Below are 19,620 nucleotides of genomic sequence, written 5' to 3' on the forward strand. Positions count from 1 at the left end.
GGTGCCGGGACGAAGGGGTTCCGCCCGGCCCGGTACGGGAGTTCACTCCACGCGGGCGAGGGCGGTGCGGTCGACGGTGTGCCGCAGCGGCCGCCCGGTCACGTACCGCACGATCTCGTCCACGGTGCTGTCGCCCAGCGCCTGACGGCACTCCACCGTGGCCGCCGCCTGATGGGGTGTCAGCAGTACGTTGGGCAGCCCCCGCAGGGGGTGTCCGGCCGGCAGCGGCTCGGCGTCGTACACGTCGAGGGCGGCGTCGATGCGGCCGGTGCGCACCGCGGCGACCAGGGCCTCCTCGTCCACCAGCCAGGAGCGGGCGGTGTTCACCAGTCCCGCGCCGTCCGGCAGCAGCGCCAGTTCCCGGGCGCCGATGAGGTGGTGGGTCTCGGGCAGCGCCGGGGCGTGCACGGCCACGATGCGGCTCGTCGCCAGCAGGTCGGCCAACGCGGCCTTGCGCACCCCGAGTTCCGCGGCCTCCGCCTCGGTGAGCAGCGGGTCGTGGACGCTGACCCGGGCGCCGAGCGCTCGGGCGAGCGCGATGTAGGCGCGTCCGGTGCGGGAGGCGCCGATCACGCCGACCGGGCAGCCGAGGATCTCGTGCCGGGGCGGGGCCGCCGCGGCCCGGTCCCAGTCGGCGCCGCCGCGCAGCGCGTGGTCGAAGCGGTGGACGCGGTGCAGCAGGGCGAGGGTGAAGGCCAGCGCGACCTCGGCGACCGAGCGCGCCATGGCGGCGCCGGCCTGGGTGACCCGGATACCGCGCGCGAAGACCTCCTCGTCGGCGTAGGGGCTGACCGCGCCGCCGGTGTGCGCCAGCAGCTCCAGGTGCGGTGCCGCGGCGAGCAGGTCGGCGTCCATGCGGGCGGTGCCCCAGGCGGTGACCAGGATGCGGGCGGCCGGCAGGACGGCCGCGAGGGCGTCCCGGTCCGTGTGCTCCTCCAGCACGGTCACGTCCGCCACGGAGCGCAGCCGGTCCCAGGCGGCGGGCGTGAACAGCTGCTCGCGCAGCGCCGCGGGCACCGCCACCACGGTCGGCGGCCGCCCGCCGGGACCCGGTCCGGCCGCGGGGTCAGCGGAGCCAGTCATCGAGGTGCTCCGCCACGAAGGTGTCGTCGGTGACGCAGGGGTGGGCCTTGCATACCCGGGTCAGCTCCTCGGCCTGTCCGGGCGACAGCTGCTCGGCCGGGTCCAGGCACCAGGTGCCGTCGAGCAGGCCCTGGCGGCGCAGCACCTCGTGCACCCCGGCGATGCAGCCGCGGAAGGCGCCGCGCACGTCGAAGACCGCCGCGTTGGCCTCCGTGAGCTGCGGGGCGCGGCGCAGCAGCTCCACGGTGAGGTCGTGGTCGCCCGCCCGGGCCCGGCGCACCTCCGCCAGCAGCCGGACCGCGGTGTGCGTCCACACCGCCCACTGGCCGAGCAGCCCGCCGGCGAACCAGCGCAGTGTGCCGCCGCGGGTCCGGTAGGGGGTCAGCAGGTCGGTGATGATGGCGTCGTCGTTGCCGGTGTAGAGGGCGACGTCCGCGGCCCGGTCGGCGTTGGCCACGGCGTCGACGACCTCGGCGGTGCGGTAGCGGTCGAACGGCGCGGTCTTGATGGCGACGACGGAGGGGATGTCGGCGAGGGCGCGCCAGAAGGACGGTGACAGATAGCGGCCGCCGACCGCCTCCTGGAGGTAGAAGCCGATGACCGGCAAGACCTCGCCGACGGCGCGGGCCCGGTCCAGCAGTCCCGCCTCGTCGGCGCCGGGCACCTGGGGGCTCAGCAGCACGGCGTCGTAGCCGAGTCCGGCGGCCAGTTCCGCCTCGGCGACGGCCTGCGCGGTGTAGCCGCAGGCGCCGGCCACCCGGACGACGGGCCGGCCGGCCTCGCGGTCGACGGTCTCGGCCGCGAGTTCCAGTACGGGGCGGAGCAGTCCGACGGACGGTTCACGGATCGCGAACTGCGTGGTGTGCACGCCCACGGCGATGCCGCCGGCGCCGGCGGCGAGGTAGTAGCGGGTCAGTGCCCGCTGACGGCGTTCGTCGAGCCGGCGTTCGGCGTCCAGGGCCAGCGGATGCGCGGGGACGACCGTTCCCCGGGCGAGCAGGTCGAGCGGGGTGGGGGCGGGGTGTGTCTCGGGGTGGGTCACGGGGTCGGGGTGGGTCACCGGGTCAGAACCTTCCGTCGCGTACGTCGAACTTCGTGGGCTTGCCGGACAGCGGCAGCCCGTCGCGTATCCAGCCCGCCTGCCACGCCACCAGGGTGGCCAGCGGCACGGCGGGATAGCCGAACTCCGCGTGGCAGAGGGTGGCGTCGGAGAGCAGGCCGGTGCCGGTCTCCTCGCCCGTGAAGTGCGCCGTGGTGCCGAACTCGGCGGCGAACCGGTGCGCGAGGCGCCGCACCGAGGCGGTCTCGGGTCCGGTGACGTTGACGACGAAGGGATCGGCCGCGGCCCGGGTGAGCGAGCGCAGCGCGACCTCGTTGGCGTAGCCCTGCCAGACCAGGTTGACATGGCCGGTGGCGAGGGAGACGGGAGCGCCGGAGCGGACGGCGGTGGCGATGTCGGCGAGGACGCCGTAGCGCAGGTCGACGGCGTAGTTGAGCCGGATCAGGGCGACCGGGGTGCCGCTGCGCCGCGCGTGGTGCCCGAAGACCCGTTCGCGGCCCAGGCAGGACATCGCGTACTCGCCGACGGGGCCCGTCGGGTCGTCCTCGGTGCTGCCGGAGCCGAGGACGGAGACCAGTGGGTAGACGTTGCCGGTGGAGAACGCCGCGATGCGGGCGTGCGGGTAGCGGCGGGCGATGCGGTCGGGCAGTGCGGCGTTGACCGCCCAGGCCGTGGTGGGGTCGGCGGCGCTGCCGAACTTGGCGCCGACCATGAAGACGACGTTCCCGGCGTCGGGCAGCCCCGCGGGGTCGCCGTCCATCAGGTCGAAGGGGACCGTGTCGATGCCGTCCGCGGTGAGCGCGGCGGCGGCCCGCGGGTCGGACCAGCGGGAGACCGCGCGCACGGCGAGGTCGCCGCGCCCGGCGGCGTCCAGGGCGCGCCGGGCGAGCCGGCACAGGCTGGGTCCCATCTTGCCGCCGGCGCCGAGGATCAGCAGGTCCCCGTCGAGGCCGCCCAGGTCGGCGACCAGGCCGGGTGAGGGTGTGGCCAGCAGGTCCTCCAACGCCGCCTCGTCGTGCGGCCGTTCGGGTGTGCTCAGGTGTCTGGGGGTGGTGGGTGCGGGGGGTGCGGAATGCATACGGCTCCTTGGTGCCTAGGGTCTTTCGTTTGGATCAGGCCGGATCAGGGAGCGGGGTCTGGTGCCGTGGATCGCAAGGCGGAGGAGGGCGGCAGGGCGGAGCCCTGACAACCGACGACAACGCCGCGAGGCGCGGTGCCAGGGCCCGCGAGCCCGGCATGATCCAAACGAGAGGCCCTAGCCCTTGACTGCGGATCCGACGACGCCCTCGGTGAAGTACCGCTGGCCCACCAGATAGGCGCTGAAGATCGGTACGAAGGCGATGACGGACCCGGCGAGGACCTGGTTGAGCGGGACCTGCTCCTGCTGGAGCGAGGCGATGCCGACGGTGAGGGTGCGCATCTCGGCGCTCTGGCCGACGATGAGCGGCCACAGGAAGTCGTTCCAGTGCCACAGGAAGACGAAGGTGCCCAGGGTGGCGAGGACCGGTTTGAGCAGCGGCAGCACGATGCGGAAGAAGATCTGCAGCTCGCCGCAGCCGTCGAGGCGGGCCGCCTCGAAGATCTCGTCGGGCAGCCCGAGGATGAACTGCCGCATCAGGAAGACCGCCTGGGCGTTGGCGAGGGTGGGCACGATCAGGCCCCAGTAGGTGTCGACGCCGCCGAGCTTCGAGATCAGGATGAAGGTCGGGATCATGGTGACGTGGTAGGGGACCATGACCATCGAAAGGAACGACCAGAACATGGTCTCCCGGCCGGGGAAGCGCTTCTTGGCGAAGGCGTATCCGGCGAGCGAGGCGAGCAGCAGCACGCCGACGACCGAGACCAGCGAGTAGACCACGGTGTTGAACAGCCAGCGCGGCACGTCGCGGGCGCCGAGCACCTCGGTGTAGGCCTCGCCGGTCAGCCGCCAGGGGAACAGGCTGCCGGGCAGCTCGACCGCGCCCTGCGGGTGCAGCGAGAGCACCACCATGGCGTAGAAGGGGAACAGGGTCGCCACCGAGGCCAGGGCGAGCAGGACGGCCCTCACGAGCTTGCCGGTCCGGGTGGGCCGCAGTCCGGCCGGTGCCTCGGGGGCGGTGGTGCGGCGGCGGCCGGGCCGCACCGGGGCGGGCCCGGTGGTCGCGGACGGCGGCTCGACGGGCGCGGCGGGTGCCTGTGTCGTGGGCGCCATGTCACTTCTCCTTGCCGAGGACGGCCCGTTGGACGAGGGCGACGACGACGGTGAGCACGAACAGCGCGCAGCCGATGGCGCTGGCGTAGCCGAGGTCGAAGTACTTGAAGCCGGTGTCGTAGAGCTGGAAGACCAGCGAGTAGCTGGCGTTGGCCGGGCCGCCGCCGGTCATCATGTAGACGGCGTCGAACACCTGGAAGCTGTTGGTGGTCTCGATGACGGCGAGGAAGAAGAAGGCCGGACGCAGCTGCGGCGCGACGATGTGGCGGAAGCGCTGGACGGGTCCTGCGCCGTCGACCAGCGCCGCCTCCTCCAGTTCCGCCGGTAGGTCCTGCAGCCGGGCCAGCAGGATGAGCATGCCGTATCCGCACCGGGACCAGATGCCGACCAGCGCGAGGGCGGGCAGCACCAGCACGGAGTCGCTGAGCCAGGACTGGTCGGGCAGCCCGAGGAAGCCCATCACCGCGGACCAGGGGCCCTCGGTGGAGAAGATCCACACGAAGACGGTGGAGGCGAGGACCAGGCTGGTGACGACGGGCAGGAAGAACACCGACCGGAACAGCTTGCTGCCGCGGAAGGCCCGCCGGGTGAGCAGGGCGAGTCCGAGGGAGGCGCCGATCCCGACGGGCACGGCCAGCACGGTGTAGACGACGGTCACCTTGAGCGCGGACCAGAACAGCGGGTCCGCCACCAGGCGGCGGAAGTTCTCCAGGCCGGTGAAGTGCGTGACGTCGCCCGGTACATAGTCGGTGAAGGCGAGCAGCAGGCCGCCGAGGCCGGGGCCGAACCGGAAGACGGCGAAGAGCACCAGGCAGGGCAGGACGAACAGCAGGCCGGCCCATGCCTCCTTGCGGCGCAGTGACCCGCGGACGGTCCGGTCGGGTCGGGGGTGTTCCGCGACTGCGGCCACGGGACCTCCTTGGGTGGGTGGCGCCGCGCCCGGTGCGCGGCGGGGGGTGGGGACGGCTGGGGCGTGCGGTCCCGGCGGGCCCGGTGCGGGCGGGCCGGCCGCCGGGGGGTCCGCCCGCCGGTCAGCGCTTGCGGGCGATGATCTGGTCGGCCGCGGCGGCGGCCTTGTCCAGCGCCTGCTTCGGGCTCGCCTTGCCGAGCAGCGCGGACTGGATCTCCGGGGCGAGGACGCCCATCACATCGCGGGCCGCGGTGTTCAGCGGGCCCACGTCGGTGCTGTCGAGCACCTTCTGGGTGGCCTGCTGCAGGGCATCGCCCGGGTAGAGGTCCGTGCCGTCGGTGCGGGCGCCGAAGTAGCCGCCGGGCTCGACCAGTCCGGCGACGTTCTCCGGCTGGGCCACGAACGAGATCCACTTGCCGGCCGCGCCGGTGTCGCCGCCCTTGAACAGGGCGAGGGTGCCGACGGTGCCGTAGGCCACCGGCTTCTGCTGGGTGAGGGCGGAGCCGATGACGATGTTCTCCTTGCCCCAGAAGCCCGCCACCTCAGCGGGGGTGTTCTGCCAGGTGCAGGCGACCTTGCCCTTGGCGAGGTCGGTCTGTTCGATCGACGGGGTCTTGGTGATCAGGTCCTTCGGCGTCCAGCCCCGGTCCGTGACGTTCTTCAGCCAGGTCAGGGCGGTGACCCCGGCGTCGCTGTTGAACGCGGCCTGCTTCCCGTCGGCGGAGAACACCTCACCGCCGGCCTGCCACAGCAGCGGGTAGTAGGTCATGTTGAGGGTGGCGGTGGTGTCCCCGCTGTAGGTGATGGCGTAGTAGCCCTTCTTCTTCAACCGCGGGGCCAGTGCGGCCAGTTCGTCCCAGCTGGTGGGCGCGGTGTCCGCGCCGACCGCGGCGAGCACCTTCTTGTTGCACATCAGCGGGTACGCCGACATCAGCACCGGAGTGGCCATCGTCCGCCCGTCGACGGTGACGGCCTTCAGGGCGCTGGGCCGGTAGGCGGCCTTGGCGTCGGCGGGCATGTACTCGTCGGCGGGGACGAGGTTGCGCCGGTAGGCGGCCAGCTGGTCGGGGATCAGATAGGCCACGTCGGGTCCCTTGCCGGCGGCGAGGGCGGTGGTCAGTTTGGTGTCGCGGTCGGCCCAGGGGTAGGTGGAGACCTTGACGTCGACGTCCGGGTTGGCCTTCTCGAACTTCTTCTCCAGGCCGCTCCAGTAGGCGGCGTTGGCCTTCTCGTCGTTGATGACGGGGTAGACCCAGGTGGTGACGGTGGCCTTGCCGCCGGCCGCGTCGCTGCCGCCGCCGCAGGCGGCGAGGGTGAACGCGGACGCGACCGCGGTCGCCGCGGCGGTGAGCCGCGCGGTACGGGTTCTCATGGAGGACTCCTCGGGTGGTGGGATGCGGCGGGGTACGGAATGTCCTGGGCGGTCCGCGCGGCGGACCGCGGGTTCAGCGCGGCGGTACGGTCTCGACCGTCCCGTGGCGCCGGGAGCGCTCGGCGGCGAACGCGGCGAGATGGCTGCCCAGCGACTCGGCGGGCCCTGACCTGATGTGGCTCCGGTCGCCGGTGGCGAGGGCGGTGACGAACGCCTCGGTCAGCGCCATGTCACCGCCGCCGTGGCCGTCCGCGGCGTTGGAGCCACTGGGTCCGGTGGTGCGGACGGTCACCGTGTCGTCGCGGAAGTCGTGCACGACGACCTGTTCGCCGTCGCCGCGCAGCCAGCCGTGGCTGCCGAAGATCCGGGTCTGACGGTGGGTCTGCTCGGTGAACGCGGACATGGTGAGGGTGGCCGTCACACCGCCGCTCAGCCGCATCGCCACGACCTGGTGGTCGACCACGTCGTTGTCGCAGTGGTACACGCAGCGTCCGTACGGGCCGGTGCGCAGCGCCTCGGTGAGCGCCGGCTCGTCGGCGGGCCCGTGGGCCGCCGCGGTGACATGGCTGATCGGCCAGGCGCCGCCGGTGCTGCGCAGCGCGGGGTAGTACAGCTTGCCGGCCGAGTAGGGGCAGCCGGGTTCGACCGGGCAGGTCAGGCAGGTGCCGGTGGCTCCGGCCGGGGCGTTCTCCGGCCGGAAGTGGGTGAGTTCCCCGAAGCTGGCGACGGTCTCGATGCGGCGTCCGGTCACATAGGCGATCCAGTCCAGGTCATGGCTGGACTTGGCCAGGATGATGGGCGACGAGAGGTCCGCGCGCCGCCACGGTCCGCGGACATAGCTGTGGGCGAAGTGCCACCAGCCGACCGGCTCCAGGTGTTCCACCCCGGTGATCCGGCCGAGCACCCCGTCGGCGACGACCTCGCGCACCAGGTCGGTGTACGGGGTGTAGCGCATGACGTGGCAGACGGCGAACGGCACGCCCGTCGCTTCCACGCCCGCGACCAGGGTGCGGCACTCCTCCTCGGTGGGGGCGAGCGGCTTCTCGGTCATGACGGCGTATCCGGCGCGGGCGAGGGCGAGCACCGGCTCGACGTGCTCGCGGTCCTGGGTGGCCAGGACGACGCCGTCGGCGAGCCGGCCCGCGCGCTCGGTGGCCGCCAGCAGTTCCTGCCAGCCGGTGTACTGGGTGTCGGCCCGGGCCGCCGCCCGCGCCCCGGGGTCGGGGTCGGCGACGGCCACCAGGCGCGCCCGGTCGGGGTGCTCATGGATCCAGCCGGCGTACGTCAGACCGCGGTTGCCCGCGCCGACGAGCGCGATGCGCACGGGGCCGCCGGCTGTGCGCGGGTCCGGTGCGGCGGCTGCCGGGGAGTGGGTTTCGGGCATGGTGTCATCCAGGTTCGGGGTGGGTCCGGTGTTCCCGGGCGGTGGCGCCGGCGGGTCCGTACGGTTCAGATCAGCAGGTTGCCGGCGGTGTGCCGGACCTCGGCCCGTTCCTCGGGCAGCGCGGTCCGCTCGGTGCCGTCCTCGACGCATCCGCTGTGCAGCAGATGGCTGCCGGACGGGAACGCGCCGCCCTTGAGTTCGAGACGGCCGCCGGCGAAGGCGCAGCCCGTGGCCTGGTAGCGGTTGGGGCCGTCGGTGATCAGCAGGTGGGCGGTCGCGGCGTCGGCCGCCTCGGACACCAGGCCGTCCAGGTGCCAGGTGACGGTGCGCTCACCGCCGGTGCGGGTCAGCAGGGCGGCGGCGCCGTTGGTGCCGGTGATCCGGGTGCCCGAATCGATCCGCAGCCGCTGGTCGTGCGCGGAGTTCAGGCGCAGTCCGGTGTCGGCGAGGGTGCCGCCGCGCACGGTGATGTCGCGGTGCGAGACCGTGGTGGGGGCGGCCTCGGGGGCGCCGGTGAGCGTGCAGTCCGCCAGGACCAGGGTGCCGGTGCCGTTGAAGGCGCTGCCGTCCAGGCCGCCCAGCACGACGCGCTGGAGGTGCAGGTCCGACGCGACGGTGGCGGCGGTGACCGGGTAGGCGTTGCCCTGGGTGAAGCCGGAGTCGGCGATCACGTTGGGGCGCCGGGAGCGGCTGGAGGTCTGGCTGATCACCAGGGGTCCGGAGGCGGTGCAGCCGCGGATCTGCACGCCGTCGGCGTTCACCCAGAGCATGCCGGAGCCCGCCTGGGAGTTGCCGATGACGTGCATGTCCTCCAGCGTCAGGTCGGTGACGGCGACCCGGGCGACGAACCAGGAGCAGATGTGTTTGCGGACGGCGATCCGCTTGGCGGCCGAGCCCCAGGCAGCGCCGGAGTTGGCGAACGTCATCAGGCCCGAGTTGCCGGTGTAGACGAGGTCGTGCTCGAACTGGCCGTGGGTGACGAACGGGCCCTGGTCGTCGCCGTCGCCGTGGCAGTTGGTGACATGGCCGTAGGCGGACGCGGTCCAGTCGTTCAGATGGCGCGCGTTGGCGACGTGGCAGTCCTCGACATGGCCGTACAGGCAGTAGATCTGCTGCGTGAGATAGCCGGCGCCGCCCCAGGTGACCGAGGCCGGGTTCGTCAACTGGCACTGGTAGGTGTGGAAGTAGGTGCACCAGCGGCGCATGACGACGGGCCAGAACGTGCCGGTCGCGTCGATGCCGGAGACGTCGCAGGAGACGGCGTACTCGTAGGCCACCGGATGGGAGCCGGTGTAGGTGTCGCCGTCGGCCACCCCCTCGAAGACCATGTTGCGCACGTGGGCACGCTCGACGGGTTCGACCCTGGTCCAGGTGAAGGTGCGGCCCGCGGCCAGCTCCCAGCCGATCTTGTAGTTGACGCGGAGGTGTGTCGCGTCGACGATCTGTGTGACCTGGACGAGTTTCTGCACCTCCTTCTGGTACTTGCCGCCGCCGGCGGGGGCGTCGATCTCCACCGCCCACCACTGGCCCACCTGGAACCGGCCCGAGTCGGGCACCTCGAAGACGTCGGCGAGATCGGGCATGGCCGTGGACAGGGCCGACTTCACCACGGTGTCGGTGACCTCGCCGCGGAAGTACAGCACGGCGCCGAAGGGGTTGTCGTAGGAGTTCTTCTCGATGCCCTCGGTGCTGACCCGGTGGCCGCCGAAGTCCAGCTCGATGCGGGAGCGGCCGAATGTGTGCCGCTCGGTGAACAGCAGATCGGTGTGGGCCTCGACGCGGTGCACGGAGCCGTCGGCGACCATCGCGTCCAGCGCGGCGTCGGCGGGGGCGGAGTCGTCGAACACGCCGAACCTGCGGAAGTCCATGACGCCGTCGTGCACTTGCCGCCAGCGGCCCTTGCGGCCCGCGCCGGCGGGCGCGAGCACCGTGCCGCCGTTGTGGGCGGCGGTCGCGGCGGCGTCCCAGCGCACGACCATGCCGCCCCCGTCGCCGGGGGTGCGGTAGCCGGCGACGACGGCCACCGAGCCGTCGCGCAGCCTGTCCGGCTCGATGGCGCGCAGGCGGGCGACGGTGTCGACGGCGCGGACGCCGGACGCCGTGGACTCGGCGCCCGGTGCCGCCTCGGCGGTGCCGGCCGTGGCGGCGGTGACCGCGGCCAGCAGGCCGGTCACGCCGCCGGCCCGGAGCAGGGCGCGGCGGCCCGTCGCGGCAGGCGGCGCGGTGGGCGGGGTCGGGGACGAAGGGGGACAGGGCTCTGTACCGGGACGGGTGGAAACGCTCACGGGACCTCAGGCCTTCATCGGATGGGCGGTGAGGAGTTCCCGCGATGGCGTCGACCGGCGGCCGTCGGGCCGGCCGGTCGCGCACGGGCAATCGGTGCCGTGCGCCGGGCGGATGGCTGGGTGCGGGTCGTGGGGGATGCGCACCCCGGGCAGGGACGGCGGCGACCGCGGCGCCGGCGGCGCCTGCCACCGGACTTGTGCGAGGAAGCTATGTGCTCGACGCCATGCCGTCAAGGCGCTTCACAGATGAAACGGAGACGTAACGCAGGGCCAAGGCATTACGTCGGCAACGACGGCCTCCACGGGCCGACCCGGACACACACCCACGCCCCCTGGTCTGCGGCCACGGCGCCGGTGCCTACCCGCCCAGGGCACGCCCGGCACGCCACGGACCGGGGCGGCTGCCCACACCGGGCACGGCCCGGAACAACCCCCGCGCGAAACCGACAACGGCACCACGGACCGCCGACCACACCGCACCGCACCCGTACCCCGCATCTCGGGAACGACAGCCCCACGGGCAGCCCCGGACACACCCCGGTCTGCGGCCCACCGCACCGGTGCCGGCGCCCCGGAACTGCCCGGGGGTCAGGAGAGGGGATCCGTTGGTTCCGGTGTCTCCGCCCGCGCGCCGAGGGCGTGGCTGATGGCGGTGGCCGCGTCGCGCACCTGGCGGCCCAGTTCCTGGAAGCGCCAGCCCGGCAGGTCGAGCTTGAGCCCCGTGACACTGATCGCGCCGGCCGTGTGCCCCGCGTGGTCGCGGACGACGCTGCCGATGCAGAAGATCCCGTCGGCGTCCTCCTCGTCGTCGAGCGCGTAGCCGGCGGTGCGTACGTCCCGGAGGTGGGCGAAGAGCGTCTCCACGTCGGTGATGGTGCGGCTGGTGCGGCGGGGCAGCCCGGCGTGGGCGATCAGCGCGCGGGCCCGGTCCTCGGGCATCGCGGCGAGCAGCGCCTTGCCGAGCCCGGAGCAGTGCGGCAACTCCCGGGTGCCCATGCGCAGATCGAGCCGGGGCCCGGAGTCCAGGTCGACCTGGTCGATCACCACGGCATGGCCGCTCTCCAGCACGGCGACCCGGGAGGCGAGCCCGCACTCCGCGCTCAGCCTGCGCAGCACGGGCCGTGCGACATCGCGCAGCGACACCTGTTCCTGGGCGCGTTCGCCGAGCCGGGCGAGGCCCATGCCCAGGCGGTAGCGCCGGTTCATGCCCTCGCCCTCGTCGGCCACCAGGGCGTAGTGCCGCAGGGTCTGCAGGATCCCGAAGGCCGCGCTCTTGGAGATGCCGCACCGCTGGCCGATCTCGGTGACGCTCAGGCCCTGCCCGGGCGCTCCGGAGGCGAGGACCTGAAGGATCTCCGCCGCGCGACCGACGGTCTTGACCCAGTACTTCGGCTGGTGAGAGGCCTCCTCGGCGAGAGTCTCACCCACATTGTTCCGCATAGCAGAACAGTCTATCGACCCATTGACCCTTGACGGACATGGATCACGAGAACTACCATCAGCGCCTGTTCTGCTATACAGAACAGCGTTCTGAAAAACGAAGAACCTGCGATGACTGCCGGGCGGATGGCGCACCGGGAACAGCGGCCGGGCAGGGCCCTGTCCCACTTCACCCGCATTCAACGCATAGGAGCAGTGACATGACGCTCGCCGAGCGCGCCCGCCGGGTCATCCCCGGAGGGGTCAACAGCGGCCAGCGCAGCATCCCCGGACTCACCGACCTGGTGATCGCCCGCACCGAGGGCTCCCGCTTCTGGGACACCACGGGCCGGGAGTTCACCGACTACCACGCCGCCTTCGGTCCTCCCCTGCTCGGTCACAACGACCCCGATGTGGCCGCCGCGGTCTCGGCCGCCCGCGCCTCGATCGGGCTGACCGGCGTGGCCGTCACGGAGGGCGAGGTCACCCTGGCCGAGCAGCTCGTGGAACTCGTCCCCTCCATGGAGAAGGTGCTGCTCACCAGCACCGGCAGCGAGGCGACGTTCCACGCGCTGCGGCTGGCGCGCGCGGCGACCGGACGCCGGCTGGTGGTCAAGTTCCAGGGCTGCTACCACGGTTGGCACGACTCGGTGAGCCTCAACGTGATCTCCGCGCCGGAGCGGGTCGGCAGGCCGGACCCCACCTCCGCCGGCATCCTCCCCGAGGTGCTGGCCGCGACCTTGGTGCTGCGCTTCAACGACGTCGCGGCGGTCCGCCAGGCCTTCGCCGACCACGGGCCCGACATCGCCGCGGTCATCCTGGAGCCCGTTCCGCACAACGTGGGCGCCCTGCTGCCCACCGACGCGTTCCTGCGCGCCCTGCGCGAGGAGTGCACCAAGGCCGGCAGCGTCCTGGTCTTCGACGAGGTCATCACCGGTTTCCGGCACGCGCTCGGCGGCTACCAGTCCCTCGCCGGCGTCACCCCCGACCTCACCACCCTGGGCAAGGCGATCGCCAACGGCGCCCCGGTCGGCGCGATCGGCGGCCGGGCCGACCTCATGGACCTGTTCAGTTCGCGGCCCGGCGGCCCGGTCTTCTTCGCCGGCACCTACAACGGCCATCCGGACGTGGTGGCCGCCGCGCTGGCCACCGTGCGCAAGCTCCGCGAGGAACCGGTGCACGAGCATGTGTTCCGGCTCGGCGACCGGGTGCGGGCCGGACTCGCCGAGCTGTACCGCACGCTGGACGTGCCGGCCGTGGTCACCGGCTACGGGTCGGTGTTCGTCAGCTACTTCATGTCCGGCCCGCAGCCGCGCAGTTACGACGACCTGCTCGCCAACGACACCGCCCTCTTCGTCGGCTACCGGCGCCGCCTCGTCGACCAGGGCGTGTTCGAGCTGCCGCTGAACCTCAAGCGCAGCCACCTGTCGTACGCCCACACCGACGCGGACGTGGACCGGCTGCTGGAGGCGACCGAGACCGCCGTGCGGCACACCCTCGCCGAGGGCGGCGCCGAGGACCTGGAGAACGCCACCACCATGGGCGGAGCGGTGCGCTGATGCTGACCGTGAACACCAGCCGTCCGGCCGGTCCCGCGGGCCGCATCACCCGGGTGGAGACCCTGGCCCTGGGCACCGCGTGGCGCGACTTCGGCTATGTGCGCCTGCACACCGACGAGGGGCTGACCGGCGTCGGCGAGATCACCCATCCCTACCGGGTGCGGGAGACCTGCGCCCTGGCCGAGGCGATGGGCCGCCGTCACCTCGTCGGCGCCGACCCCTTCGACGTGGAGGAGCTGTGGCTGCGCCTGTACCAGGGCGACTTCCTGCGCGGCGGCGACATCGGCGGGATCGTCGTCTCGGGCGTCGACCAGGCGCTGTACGACCTGATGGGCAAGGCCCTCGGGGTGCCCGCGTACCGCCTCACCGGCGGCGCGGCCCGGGACCGGGTGCGGGTGTACGCCAACGGCTGGTACACCGGCGAGCGCGCGCCCGAGGTGTTCGCCGCCAAGGCCAGGGCCACCGTCGCCCAGGGCTACACCGGCCTCAAGCTGGACCCGTTCGGGGCCGGGCTGCACGAGCTCGACCGGTTCGAACTGCGCCGTTCGCTGGCGCTCGTCGAGGCGGTCCGCGAGGCCGTCGGACCGGACGTGGACCTCTACATCGAGGGGCACGCCCGGTTCGCGATGGGCACCGCCCGCCGGCTGGTGCACGAGCTGGCGCCGTACGACATCGGCTGGTTCGAGGAGCCCCTGCCGTGGACCCACATCGAGCGGTACGCCGAACTGCGCGCCCTGGCCCCGTTCCCCATCGCCGGCGGGGAGCACTTCCACAACCGCTACGAGTACAAACCGCTGTTCGCGGCGAACGCCGTCGACATCGTCCAGCCGGACCTGTCCATGGCGGGCGGCTTCACGGAACTCCGCAAGATCGCCGCGCAGGCGGACGCGCACGGCATGACGGTCGCGCCGCACAACTCCAACTCCCCGCTGTGCACCACCGCCTCGGTGCACGCCGCGCTCGGCATCACCAACCTCACCGTCCTGGAGACCTTCGACGGCCTGCTGGAGCCGTACGTCTTCGACGCGGTCAAGGGCGCCCTGCCCGTCGTGGACGGGCACATCGAGCTGCCCGACCGCCCCGGTCTGGGCGTGGAGCTGGCCGACGAGGTGTTCGCGGAGCACCCGCCCACCCAGCTGTTCTGGAACATGTTCGCCGAGGGCTGGGAGAAGAGGAACCGCACGTGATCACCGACGTCCACTCGCATCTGTTCCGCCACAGCCACGACTTCGACGACACCTTCCGCGCCGAGTCGGCACGGGCCCACGCGGGCGAGGTGGACCTCACCGTGCGCTGGGCGGACTACGCGGCGACCGCGCCGCCCGGCACCCGCACCATCGTGGTCGGCGGCAAGGCGCGGCGCAGCGGACTGTGGGTGGACGACGCGGCCGTCGCCGCCTACGTCGCGAGCCGGCCCGACCGGCTCATCGGCTACCTCGCCCTGGACCCGACCCAGCCCGGCTGGCAGGACGAACTGCGCCACGGCCACCAGGAACTGGGCCTGCGGGGCATCAAACTCATGCCGATGTACGCCGGTTTCGACCCGGCCGCCGAGGAGTACGACCCGCTGTACGCGTACGCCGAGCGGCACGGGCTGCCGCTGCTGGTGCACACCGGCACCACCTTCGTCTCGCAGGCCCGGCTGGCGTACGCGATGCCCCGCCACCTGGACGAAGTGGCCATCCGGCACCCGGAGTTGCGGATGGTCCTCGCTCATCTCGGCCACCCCTTCGAGGGCGAGTGCATCGCGGTGATCCGCAAGCACCGGCATGTGTACGCCGACATCAGCGCGCTGCACTACCGCCCCTTCCAGCTCTGGCACAGCCTGCGGCTGGTCCAGGACTACGGAGTGTGGGAGAAGCTCCTGTTCGGCAGCGACTACCCGTTCACCACCGTCGACGCCTCCGTCGAGGGCCTGCGCCGGATCGCCGCCGTCCCCGGCATCCCCGGGCTCGATCCGCTGGACCGCGACGCGGTGGAGGCCCTGATCCACCGCCCCTCGCTCGACCTGCTGGGCCTCGGCTGACCGGACGCGCCCCGCCCCCGCACGACAGGAGACCGATCATGGACCGCTTCGCTCTGACCGGCCGCACCGCGCTGGTCACCGGCGCCGCCCGCGGCCTCGGCCGGGCCTTCGCCACCGCCCTCGCCGAAGCGGGCGCCGACCTGGTGCTCACCGACCTGCCCGGTGACTCGGAGCTGACCGCGACGGCGGCGCGGATCGAGGCGCTGGGCCGCTCGGTCCACGTCCTCACCCAGGACCTGAGCCGCACCGACGAGCTGCACGGCTTCGCCGACCGGGTGCGCGCGGCGGCGGGGCCGGTGCACATCCTCGTCAACAACGCCGGCGTCGCCGCCCTGGAGCGCTTCAACGAGATCACACCGGAGAGCTGGTACCGGGTGATGCGGGTCAATCTCGACGCCGTCTTCTTCCTCACCCAGCGGATCGCCGAGCACATGGTGGCCGACCGGGTCACCGGCCGCATCATCAGCGTCACCTCGAAGAACGCCCTGGTCGCCGAGGCGGGGCTGGCGCACTACAACGCCTCGAAGGCGGCCGTCGACCTGCTCACCCAGACCCTCGCCGTGGAACTGGCGCCCCACGGCATCACCGTCAACAGCATCGCGCCCGGCATGGTGGACACCCCCATCGACGGCGCGTTCCCCTTCGACCGCGCGGCGTTCGAGGCCGCGTACCGGGAGCGCATCCCGCTGGGCCGGTACGCCGAGCCCGAGGAGTGCACCGGGGCGCTGCTGCTGCTCGCCTCGGACGCCGGCGCCTATCTCACCGGCACCCGCGTCGTCGTCGACGGCGGCGTGCTCGCCGACCAGATGCCCCGCACCCGTTTCATGCCGCCCTACCGCAACACCCTCACCCCCGAGACAGCCGAGTAGCGCTTCCGCGCGGGCACGGCACCGGACAGGAAGGCACCCTCCGCGATGAGACCCGACGGCACGGCCCACGAACCCGCAGACCCGGCTCCGGCGGGAGCCGTACCGGCCGCCCGGCCACGCCCCCGACCCGGCTCGCGCCGCAGCCTGTTGAGCGCGGGCGGGCTGGGCGCCGCCCTCGCCGCGACCGCGGTGCTCGCGGCGCCCGGCACCGCGCACGCGGGCCGCGGCACGGCGGGGACGGCCGGGGTGACCTGCGCGGACACCGTGCCGGGCCTGCTCGCCCTGCCCTCCCGGGCCCGCGCCGACGGCGAACTGGCCGTGGTCGCCGGCTACCGCACGGCGGGCGACGGCGGCGGCATGGCACTGCGCTGGCACGCCCGCTCCACCGCCGCGCACAACGGCGGGACCGTGCTGCTCCCCGACGACCGTCCGGCCCGCGGCCGCTGGCGCCAACTGCACGACGGAGTCCTGGACTTCCGCCGCTTCGGGCACTTCGACGCGTCGCGCCCGGCCGACGACGCGCTCGACGCGATGATCCGCGATAACACGGTGCACCGGATCGAGGCCTACACGGACCTGCTGTTCCGGCGCCGGCACACGGTCGGCCGGTCCCGGCTGGAGTTCGACTTCGGCGGCCACGAGGTGCACACCGGCGGCATGGAGAGGAACACCCACGACAATCCGTTCGGGGCGCTGCTGTACTGCGCGGGCACCCCGACGGACACCGTCGTCCGGTACGCCCTGGCCGCGAGGGTCGTGGAACTCACCGACTGCTTCCCCGTCCCGGACTCGGCCGCGTTCGCGGTCGGCCAGTGGTGGTGCCTGCGCGGCGACGAGGTGGCCGGCGGCGGCGCCGACGAGCGCGAGCTGCAGAAGCTGGTGCAGATCACCGAGATCGTCGACGCCGCACATGTCCGGGTGAACTACCTCAACGGCTGGGAGCTGGCAGCGGGCCGCACCGTCAGCTGGACCCGGATCCGCCCGGTGGAGCGGGTGCACGTGCGCGACATGGTCTTCCTCGGCGCCGGCCAGGACACCGGCGCGGTGGACGACGAGTACTCCGGCTCCCATCCGGTCGCGTACGAGTACGCGGTGGACTGCGACGTGTCCGGGATCCACGCCACCGGCACCTTCTGGCCGGTGATCATGCGGCGCTGGTGCACCCGGTTCCGCACCGAGAGCTGCTCGCTGAAGAACCCGCCCACCGTCCTGTACGGCGGTGCCGGCTATCTCACCCAGCAGATCTCCTGTCTGTACGGGCGGGTCGCCGACTGCACCACGAGCAACGTCCGGCACCTCAACGACCTGACGGCGTCCGCCTACTGCCAGGTCGTCAACTGCCACGGCGACGGCGACGACGAGGGCGGCAACCCGTTCACCACCCATGGGCAGTACGAGCACGACCTGCTCTTCGAGGGCAACTCCGGGCTGATGGACATCGCCAACTCCGGCGCCCAGTGGGGCATCTCGGCGAAACGCATCACCGTGCGGGACCACGTCTGCTCCTGGTTCACCGCGAACACGAAGATCACCGACCTGACGCTGGAGAACGTCAGGGTCGTCCCCCGCCCGACCTTCGACACCGACGGCACCCTCGTCGTCAACGCCGACGGCGCGCAGCTCAAGGGGTGCAGCGCCAGGTTCTTCGCGATCGCCCAGCGCTCCAGCCGCTCGTCCCGCCCCACCACGGTGACGGACTGCGCCTTCGACCTGCCCGCCGGCAGCGTGCTGATACAGACCCCGGTGACCAGCCCGGTGCACTTCGTGCGGTGCGTCCTCAGCGGCCTGGACGGCAACGTGCTGCGCGGCTCGGGCCCGGTCGTGCTCACCGACTGCACCCTCACCGGGGCCGGCGGCGGTGGCGCGGCCCCGCTCCAGGTCGGCGCGTCGGAGCTGCGGATCGAGGGCGGCACGCTCACCGACACCGGCGTCGTGCTGACCGCCGTACGCGACCAGCGGATCAGTGTGAGCGGCGGGACCCGGCTGGCGGGCGGCAACTCGGGCGGTGCGCTGTTCGACCGGGCCGCCGGGCAGGACGCCGCCACCGTCGTCTGGGACCTCGACGGCATCCGCAGCGCCGCGTCCACGGGCGTCGCCCATGTGCGGATCGCGTCCGGCACCAACCACTACGCGGCGGTCGGCGCCCGCCTCACCGGCGGCACGCTGGAACTGCGTCCGGAGGCGTTCGGCGGCGGCTCGACGCTGCTGCACACCGCGTGCACCGAACGGGGCGTCACCCGCAGGGCGTTGCCCGGCGAAGGCGAGCGGATCCGGGTGGCGGACAACCTCGTCGCCTGAGCCCTGCCCCGTCCGTCCCCGTCACCCGAGAAAGGTCCCGTATGCAGTTCCGGACCGCGACCCCGGACGACGAGGCGTCGCTCGCGGACCTGTGGCACACCGCGTTCGGCGCCGCCCCGGTGGCCGCGCTGTGGCGCCGCGACCCGGGCCGGCACGGCCGCACGTTCGTCGCCGTGGAGGACGGCCGGGTCCTGTCGGTCGTGCACTGTCTGCCCCGGCCGATCCGGTCCGCCGCGGGCACGGTGGAGCGGGTCGGCTGTGTCGGCAGCGTCGCCACGCTCCCCCGGGCGCGCGGTCGCGGCCTGGTCAAGCGCCTGGCGGCGGACGCGGCCGAGGCCATGACCGCCGACGGGTGCGCCTGGTCGCTGCTGTTCACCGGGACGCCGGGGGTGTACCGGTCGGCCGGCTGGGAGACGTTCCCGGCGCCGTCCTGGCACGGGGCGCTCCCCGCTGCCGTACCCGCCGCGGAGCACGCCGGGGTCCGGGCCGCCGCCCCCGGCGACCTGCCCCGGCTCATGGCCCTGCGCGACCGGTTCGACCGGGACCGGCCGCTGACGACCGTCCGCACCGAGGAGGACTGGCGCCGCCGGCTCCCGCACTGGTACGACGGCTCGTGCGTCACCCTGGTCACCGAGCGCACAGGCCGGGGCGGGGCGGCGGAGCCGGGCGGCTTCGTGGTGGTGCGGCTGCTCCCGGAGCGGGCCGAGATCGTGGAGATCGCCCTCGCCGGGCCGGCTCCGTCCGCCACCGCCCGGGCCCTGCTGGCCACGGCCGCGGCGCGCGCCCGGGCCGCGGGCCGCACCGGGATCGTCGTACGGCTGCCCGACGTCCCGGCCGTGCGCGGCGCGGTGCGCCGGCTGCTGCCGTCGGCCGAAGCGGTCACCGAGCACACCGGCATGGCCCGCCCGCTGCTCGCCCCGCGCGAGGCGGTCCGCGCGACGGTCACCGCGCCCGGCGCGATGCACTGGTTCGGCGACTCCTTCTGACCGCGCCCCGGCCGCGGCGGACGCGGGGTAGAGAGCGGGCCCGAACCGCTGGCAACAGTCACCGCATGCCTCGCTTCGCCCACGACCTGCCACGTCCCCCAAGCTCTCGGCTCCGCTCGACCAGGGGGACCCCCACGACACCGCAGGGCCCGCCCTCCGGGCGGACGACGGGAAGTTG

15 protein-coding genes are annotated in these 19,620 nt (G+C 73.2%); 6 read left to right on the plus strand and 9 right to left on the minus strand.

Annotated elements, in window-relative coordinates:
• Positions 1 to 42: 42 nt before the first annotated feature.
• From CTZ28_RS14555 to CTZ28_RS14595, 9 genes are all read right to left on the minus strand, one after another.
• Positions 43 to 1,083, minus strand: coding sequence for a hydroxyacid dehydrogenase (locus CTZ28_RS14555; protein ID WP_121889774.1), 1,041 nt, complete (start codon positions 1,081 to 1,083; stop codon positions 43 to 45).
• Positions 1,067 to 2,143, minus strand: a complete 1,077-nt coding sequence (locus CTZ28_RS14560) for a dihydrodipicolinate synthase family protein (protein WP_259471614.1) — start codon at positions 2,141 to 2,143, stop codon at positions 1,067 to 1,069. Before CTZ28_RS14560 ends, CTZ28_RS14555 begins: the two co-directional genes overlap by 17 nt.
• A 4-nt stretch (positions 2,144 to 2,147) precedes the next feature.
• Positions 2,148 to 3,221 carry an NAD-dependent epimerase/dehydratase family protein gene (locus tag CTZ28_RS14565; RefSeq protein ID WP_259471615.1) on the minus strand — a complete coding sequence of 358 codons (1,074 nt, stop codon included), beginning with the start codon at positions 3,219 to 3,221 and terminating at the stop codon, positions 2,148 to 2,150.
• Positions 3,222 to 3,398: 177 nt separating this feature from the next.
• Positions 3,399 to 4,334: a carbohydrate ABC transporter permease gene (locus CTZ28_RS14570; RefSeq protein ID WP_121889775.1), complete on the minus strand. Its 936-nt coding sequence runs from the start codon at positions 4,332 to 4,334 to the stop codon at positions 3,399 to 3,401.
• Between the two features lies 1 nt (position 4,335).
• Positions 4,336 to 5,244: a carbohydrate ABC transporter permease gene (locus CTZ28_RS14575; protein WP_121889776.1), complete on the minus strand. Its 909-nt coding sequence runs from the start codon at positions 5,242 to 5,244 to the stop codon at positions 4,336 to 4,338.
• 121 nt (positions 5,245 to 5,365) lie between these two features.
• Positions 5,366 to 6,616 (minus strand): ABC transporter substrate-binding protein, encoded by a 1,251-nt coding sequence (locus CTZ28_RS14580; protein WP_121889777.1) that lies wholly within the window; start codon positions 6,614 to 6,616, stop codon positions 5,366 to 5,368.
• Positions 6,617 to 6,689: 73 nt separating this feature from the next.
• A complete protein-coding gene (locus tag CTZ28_RS14585) occupies positions 6,690 to 8,000 on the minus strand; it encodes a Gfo/Idh/MocA family protein (protein ID WP_121889778.1) in 1,311 nt (436 codons plus the stop codon).
• A gap of 65 nt (positions 8,001 to 8,065) precedes the next feature.
• Positions 8,066 to 9,868, minus strand: a complete 1,803-nt coding sequence (locus tag CTZ28_RS14590) for a peptidase C14 (RefSeq protein WP_121889869.1) — start codon at positions 9,866 to 9,868, stop codon at positions 8,066 to 8,068.
• Positions 9,869 to 10,873: 1,005 nt separating this feature from the next.
• On the minus strand, positions 10,874 to 11,725 hold the full coding sequence (locus CTZ28_RS14595) for an IclR family transcriptional regulator (RefSeq protein ID WP_121889779.1): 852 nt from the start codon (positions 11,723 to 11,725) through the stop codon (positions 10,874 to 10,876).
• A 200-nt stretch (positions 11,726 to 11,925) separates the two neighbouring features.
• Between CTZ28_RS14595 and CTZ28_RS14600 the strand changes: the two genes are divergently transcribed.
• From CTZ28_RS14600 to CTZ28_RS14625, 6 genes are read left to right on the plus strand one after another with little or no spacing between them, the layout of a single operon-like run.
• On the plus strand, positions 11,926 to 13,263 hold the full coding sequence (locus CTZ28_RS14600) for an aspartate aminotransferase family protein (protein ID WP_121889780.1): 1,338 nt from the start codon (positions 11,926 to 11,928) through the stop codon (positions 13,261 to 13,263).
• Positions 13,263 to 14,450 carry a mandelate racemase/muconate lactonizing enzyme family protein gene (locus CTZ28_RS14605; RefSeq protein ID WP_121889781.1) on the plus strand — a complete coding sequence of 396 codons (1,188 nt, stop codon included), beginning with the start codon at positions 13,263 to 13,265 and terminating at the stop codon, positions 14,448 to 14,450. Before CTZ28_RS14600 ends, CTZ28_RS14605 begins: the two co-directional genes overlap by 1 nt.
• Complete coding sequence (locus tag CTZ28_RS14610) at positions 14,447 to 15,289, plus strand: amidohydrolase family protein (protein ID WP_121889782.1); 843 nt, start codon at positions 14,447 to 14,449, stop codon at positions 15,287 to 15,289. Before CTZ28_RS14605 ends, CTZ28_RS14610 begins: the two co-directional genes overlap by 4 nt.
• Positions 15,290 to 15,327: 38 nt before the next feature.
• A complete protein-coding gene (locus CTZ28_RS14615; RefSeq protein ID WP_121889783.1) occupies positions 15,328 to 16,158 on the plus strand; it encodes an SDR family NAD(P)-dependent oxidoreductase in 831 nt (276 codons plus the stop codon).
• A 45-nt stretch (positions 16,159 to 16,203) separates the two neighbouring features.
• Positions 16,204 to 18,456, plus strand: a complete 2,253-nt coding sequence (locus tag CTZ28_RS14620; protein ID WP_259471617.1) for a peptidase C14 — start codon at positions 16,204 to 16,206, stop codon at positions 18,454 to 18,456.
• A gap of 41 nt (positions 18,457 to 18,497) precedes the next feature.
• On the plus strand, positions 18,498 to 19,442 hold the full coding sequence (locus tag CTZ28_RS14625; RefSeq protein ID WP_121889784.1) for a GNAT family N-acetyltransferase: 945 nt from the start codon (positions 18,498 to 18,500) through the stop codon (positions 19,440 to 19,442).
• Positions 19,443 to 19,620: the final 178 nt, after the last annotated feature.

Source organism: Streptomyces shenzhenensis (assembly GCF_003688995.1).
Taxonomy (GTDB): domain Bacteria; phylum Actinomycetota; class Actinomycetes; order Streptomycetales; family Streptomycetaceae; genus Streptomyces; species Streptomyces shenzhenensis_A.